Origin of the sequence: Subtercola boreus, from assembly GCF_003399625.1 — a bacterium.
In the GTDB taxonomy this organism is placed as follows: domain Bacteria; phylum Actinomycetota; class Actinomycetes; order Actinomycetales; family Microbacteriaceae; genus Subtercola; species Subtercola boreus_C.
Genome location: NZ_NBXA01000005.1, coordinates 1 through 5,381 on the forward strand (window position 1 = coordinate 1; position 5,381 = coordinate 5,381).

Here is a 5,381-nt window from a genome sequence, read left to right on the forward strand (position 1 = left end):
GTCACGAGAACGTGCTACGGATCACCGCGCACGCCCGCCGGGGCGCGTCCCCGGTCCGGATCCGCACCGTCATCGACAATGCGGTCACGGAATGGGACGACGTCCTCGGACACAGCGTCCCGGTCGTCATCCAGATCGTCAGCGGACTCCGCACCACGATCGCCCACAGCACCACCCGGGTCGCCTGACCCACACCACCAACACCACCACAGAAGGAGCAGAACGCATGAGTGCAGCAGACAAGATCAAGGCCGCAGCCGAGAACGTCGCCGGTAAAGCCAAAGAGGCCGTCGGCAACGTCACCGACAACGACAAACTCGTCGCCGAGGGCAAAGCCGACCAGGCCAAAGGCCAGACCCGCGACAAAGTCGAAGACGTGAAAGACGTCTTCAAGAACTAGAACCACCCCCAAGAACCGTCCGGCCCCCGCTTCCCACGAGCGAGGGCCGGACATCCACTCCGCCTCCTGCACTCGATGCTCGGCTCACGCCGGCTTCCCGAGCGCTCCGCCACCCCGCACTGCATCTCGCACTGCGAAAGCCACCGTGGCCTCCGACATCAGTGTCATTGCCGGCATCGACGCCGCCATCCACCTCTCCGGCGGGCACTTCAACCCCGCCGCGACCGTCGGCCTGGCCATCACGGATCGCGCCGAACGGCGCCGTACCTCGGTCAACCCGAACCGCCAGTTCGCTGTCGTCATGACGCGTTCGTGTCCCATTTTTCCCACCCCGCTTCACACGAAAGAGACCCCCCACATGACTGACGCCCTGACCGGTGATGCGCTGCACGCCCAGCCCGTTCCCGTCGACCTCGGATCGATCGAGACCACCCATCCCGATCCCGAGACCCCGGAGCACCTGCTCAGCACCACCGTCGCCGAGACCGCAGCCGGCGTCACCGGCGTGCACCACCTCGGTGGCAAGGCCTCCCGCGCCCTCGACCGAGCGAGCCGGCGCATCCGGGGAACCTCGACCATTCCCGGAGTGACGGTGAGCCGGGCCGACGGCGGCACCATCATCGACCTCGACCTCGTCGTCGAATACCCGCACACGATCACCGAGGTTCTCGAGACGGTGCGGATCCAGGTCACCCGGGCAGCGGCTCAGCTCGTGAGCGAACCCGTCGACGTGAATGTGAATGTCACCGGCGTGCACGGCCCCTTCGACAAGGTCGAGCCCGTGAACGAAGAGATCGACCCGTCGGATTCGCTGGCCGCACGCGCCTCGGCGGCAGCCGACACCGTCAAGACGAAGGCCTCCGAGGCGGCCTCGACCGCCGCCGGCGCGGTCACCTCGGCGACGGATGCCACCTCCGATGCCCTCGCAGGTGCGAAGGATGCGACGGCCGAGGCCGTCTCCCGCGCGACCGAAGCCGCTTCGACAGCGACGGACGCCGCATCCGATGCCGTCTCGTCAGCGACCGACACCGTGAAGGCGCGCGCCGCCGACACTGTCGCCGCTGCGGCCGATGTGGTCTCGGATGCCGCCGACACCGTCGCGGAACAGACCGACTCGGCGACCGTTGCCGACGACACCGCTACAGACATGAGCGCGGCGGCCGATGCCGATGCCGACCAGCACGAGAACCCCGTCATCGTGGTCGTACCCGTGATCCTCGAAGCGACAGCCGAGCCAAGCGAGCACCACTCATGAGGTCGCACGCCGTCGGAACAGGCCGGCGCCGCCGACCCCGTTCCGTCTGGGCCGCCCTCATCACGGGTCTCGTGCTCTGCATCGTCATCGTCGCTGGCGTGCTGCTCCCGGTTCTCGGCCTGATCGGCGCCGCCGACGCCACCACCATCGGTGCCCTGAACGTTCCCGTCGGCGCGATCACCGCCTCCATCGTCATCAGCTACCTCGTGGCTCTGGGGTTCCTCGCACTCGCGTTCATCTCCCGCGTGGGCGCCCTGGCCTGGATTGCCGCCACAGCCGCCGTCATCGCCACACTCGTCGGCTCACTCTGGCCGCTCGTCGCCACCGCGCTCTCGAGCGTCAACCAGGTCGAGAACGTCATCCCGTTCATCCAGAACCTCATCACCCAGGTGATGAACCGCTGACCCTGCTCCACTGACACTCATCTGCTCCACCACCAGCTCTGCCCAACACGAGAAAAGGAACGCTCATGCGCAACAAGATCATCATCGGCGGCGTCATCGTCGCAGCCATCTACCTGGCGGGCGCCCGCTCGCACCGTCCGGTGAAGGGAAAGCAGTCGGAGAGCCTGCGCCACCAGGCCGAGCGGCTCTGGCGTGACCCGAAGAATGCCAAGGCCCGCAAGAAGCTGGGCAAGAAGGTCGCCCGCAAGGTCGACGACCTCAAGAAGTAGGCTCCGCCCATCCATCCACCCCTGCACCACTCCACCCAGATCGGATCCCCATGCGCAAAGTACTGCTCATCATCCTGTGCTTCTTCTTCCCGTTCGTCGCCGTTCTCATCCATGACGGCCTCGGTCTGAAGGTTCTCTGGGCCTTCCTGCTGCAACTCGTCGGGCACGTCCCCGGGGTGATCTACGGCATCTATCGCGTCACCCGCGACTGAAGGTAGGCGTCTGGCGGTTCGCGCCAGCTTCATCGATGCCAGGGTGGCACCCTCGTTGGTCAGCCCCGTGTCAGCGTCTCGACCACGTAAAGGTTAATGAGGCAACCCATTCCCCCACGGAACGGTCTGCTGAATTCGCGAGATTCCGCGATTGCCGGTTGTCTTGGAAACTCATCTCGTTGTCGTGCGTGTCTCATGCCGGTTTTTAGGAGTTGCTGAGGCATGGTGGCAGCATGAGGTTACTTGGGTACACGCGGGTCAGCACCGCGGCGCAGGATGCGCAGTTGCAGGTCGACGCACTCCTGAAGATCGGGGTGCAGCAGCGGGACATCTTCTCCGACGTCACCTCCGGAACAAAGGTCGCGGCGAGTAGGCCCGCGATGAGCCGGCTCCTCGAACACGCCGTCGAGGGCGACACCGTCGTAGTCTGGCGAATCGACCGGCTCGGCCGATCTTTGATCGATGTGCTCAACACGGTGAAGTCGTTGCAACAGACTGGCATCAACGTCCAGTCGGTATCGGACGGCATCGACCCGTCGACGAAGACCGGCAGGATGATGCTCGGCATGCTCGCCACCCTGGCCGAGTACGAGCGAGAACTCATCGTCGAACGCGTAAACGCTGGCATCGCGGTCGCGCAGGCAGCCGGCACCAGGTTCGGCCGGCCGCCGAGCGATCCGCGGATGATAGCCGAGAAACTCGATATCGTTCGGGCCGCGAGAAAGGCGGGTAAGACTGCGGCCGAAGCAGCGCAGCTCGTCGGCTGGTCGCGCGCGACCTTATATAGGTACGAGCTCGCTGCTGTTGCCCCGCAAGACGCACCTGACTGAAATTGTTCACCGGACGGCTCCTACGGGACGCCGCTCGGGAACGGACCGCCACTGACCTGGTTAGTAACCTCGACGAGTCAGAGTCAATCGCTCTGTGACGGAGGATTTTCAGGCTGCTTACGACGTGCCCGTCTTATGCCTATGAGAGACATGACCGCCGCTGCACCGGTGAAAAAAGGGCCAATCGGGATGATCCAATTCCCTCCCCCGAAGACAGCGTTCACTGTACCGAGCACGACGAGCACCGCCGACGCAACTGCCAGCACTGTCCAAAATATTTCCAACCTCTTCCAACCTGTGCGGGCCACTGCTCTCCATCCTGAACTAACTTTCGAGCCCCTCAGCTAGATCGAACGGCCGCGGCGCCGTCGTCCGACGCAACAAGTACCCCGTCCACGAAAGCTTCTATCGGCTGCGGTCTAGCCGCGGAGAAGAACAAGCTCCGACGCTTCTCGATGCGCACGGAATGCTTCTCGCTCTCACCAACCTGCAACTCAAGAACTCTCATAAGTCGGAAGCTGATCGTCACGAGCTGCTTCGAGACCAGCACGTCATCGACGGTGACTGTCACCCAACCCCAGACCTGGTCCCACCGGTAGAACACCTCATGCCGCTCAGAATCACCCACACTGAACCGAAGCACATGAGCTCGACCCGAACGACGCAAGGTCCCACGAGCACCCGGAGCGACCGAGTACGGATCATTCAGAACGATAACGACCAGCAGGACTCCCAAGAACAACAGAAGCGCGCTCAGGAAGATCAGATGTACTCCACCGAACAACCCCCCGCTCGGATGGGCGAATCCGAACACAGCACCAGCTCCGCCGGCCAGAAAGAAGGCGATTGCCGCTGCTATGGCCTTCGGCCGGTCGTTTTTCATGAGCGCAGCCTAGCGTCTCACTGACGAGCATTTACCGGGGCACGCACCGTTGCGGTTCCGGCGTCCGGCCCGTGTCCGGACCTCGTTCAGTGCAGCGCAGCTCGAATAATGGTTGTCTATAGGTCATGGATATCGCTTGGGTTTGGTTGCTTGTCGCACTCATCGGCACCCTCATCTCTCTCGGTTCCATCGTTCTCTATTTCAAAAGCAATCCCACGGGTCATTACTCGTTAGAGCGGAAGCCTGAGAACGAACCAAAATGGGCTCTACTGACTCGGGTCCTCGGCGTCTTTGGACTTGTCCTCGGCGCAGGCTTGCTTCGCCCGGATTCCGGATGGCCATGGGCAAGCCTTCTGGTTCTCCTCGGCGGGTTCGCCGTCGTCTTCACGGCTGTCATTGTGGCGAACAGAGGCGCCCGACGCCGCAGGGATCGTCTCCGACCGCTTTAGCGAGCGAGCGCTGGACTCTTTCGTACGCATGAGCGGAAGTGGATGAGGCCAGTTCGAAGTTCAGTCCCACTTGCTTGTCGAGGCTGTGCAATGAAGATCCGCCGTGCAGTCTTCTGTGCCTAGCTTTCTCAGGCCGTTAGTTGCCTCGAGGCTTGCCTTTGTTCATGCCCCTCACGCCCATGAACCCGCCGACAGCCAGGGCAAGCCCTGCGATGCCATTCGCATAAGCACCGAGATTTGACGAAGCGACGACGATCAAGACAATGCTGCTCAGAAAAATCAAAGTGCCGACAATTCCGATGAGCCGGAGGAGAAGTATGGTTCTTTCGGCTTTGGTCTTGGACGGCATCCTCGAATCCTACTGTTCTGGATTTAGATGCGCGCATGGCCCGCTTGATGGTGTCGTCCCGTCGCCGGTCAGGGTCCCGTCTTAGGTCCCCGCGAAACGTGCAAATGTCCCTGCTGAGTCCCGAATTTCAGGCAGAGGCCGGGTGTACGGTCTCATCATGCAATCAAGAATGTTAACGCCGACCGAAAACGGTACCAATGTTGCCGATTGAAAACGGTGCCACGTGGTGTGTTTAGTTTGTCGTAGTGGTGAGGGTTTTGTGTCCTCGGAGCCGGTAGCTGGTGCCTTTGAGGCTGAGGACGTCGGCGTGGTGCACGACCCGGTCGATCA

The 5,381-nt window shown here is 62.7% G+C and carries 8 protein-coding genes and 1 pseudogene; 7 read left to right on the top strand and 2 right to left on the bottom strand.

Going from position 1 to position 5,381, the window contains the following annotated elements; all coding sequences use genetic code 11:
• The 7 genes and pseudogenes from B7R21_RS19940 to B7R21_RS03045 all read left to right on the top strand — a co-directional run.
• A pseudogene (locus B7R21_RS19940) lies at positions 1-188 on the top strand (hypothetical protein); the annotation flags it as partial.
• Between the two features lie 38 nt (positions 189-226).
• Positions 227-400, top strand: coding sequence for a CsbD family protein (locus B7R21_RS03020; RefSeq protein WP_116281784.1), 174 nt, complete (start codon positions 227-229; stop codon positions 398-400).
• 52 nt (positions 401-452) lie between these two features.
• Positions 453-1,655, top strand: a complete 1,203-nt coding sequence (locus tag B7R21_RS03025; protein WP_301182546.1) for an Asp23/Gls24 family envelope stress response protein — start codon at positions 453-455, stop codon at positions 1,653-1,655.
• On the top strand, positions 1,652-2,059 hold the full coding sequence (locus B7R21_RS03030; protein WP_116281786.1) for a hypothetical protein: 408 nt from the start codon (positions 1,652-1,654) through the stop codon (positions 2,057-2,059). Before B7R21_RS03025 ends, B7R21_RS03030 begins: the two co-directional genes overlap by 4 nt.
• A gap of 65 nt (positions 2,060-2,124) precedes the next feature.
• On the top strand, positions 2,125-2,328 hold the full coding sequence (locus B7R21_RS03035) for a hypothetical protein (RefSeq protein WP_116281787.1): 204 nt from the start codon (positions 2,125-2,127) through the stop codon (positions 2,326-2,328).
• A 50-nt stretch (positions 2,329-2,378) separates the two neighbouring features.
• Positions 2,379-2,540, top strand: a complete 162-nt coding sequence (locus B7R21_RS03040; protein ID WP_116281788.1) for a YqaE/Pmp3 family membrane protein — start codon at positions 2,379-2,381, stop codon at positions 2,538-2,540.
• A gap of 233 nt (positions 2,541-2,773) precedes the next feature.
• Positions 2,774-3,370, top strand: a complete 597-nt coding sequence (locus B7R21_RS03045) for a recombinase family protein (protein ID WP_116281789.1) — start codon at positions 2,774-2,776, stop codon at positions 3,368-3,370.
• Positions 3,371-3,710: 340 nt separating this feature from the next.
• Here B7R21_RS03045 and B7R21_RS03050 read toward each other — a convergent pair whose 3' ends face one another.
• Positions 3,711-4,253, bottom strand: coding sequence for a hypothetical protein (locus B7R21_RS03050; RefSeq protein WP_116281790.1), 543 nt, complete (start codon positions 4,251-4,253; stop codon positions 3,711-3,713).
• A 585-nt stretch (positions 4,254-4,838) separates the two neighbouring features.
• Complete coding sequence (locus tag B7R21_RS03055) at positions 4,839-5,051, bottom strand: hypothetical protein (protein ID WP_116281791.1); 213 nt, start codon at positions 5,049-5,051, stop codon at positions 4,839-4,841.
• Between the last annotated feature and the right edge of the window lie 330 nt (positions 5,052-5,381).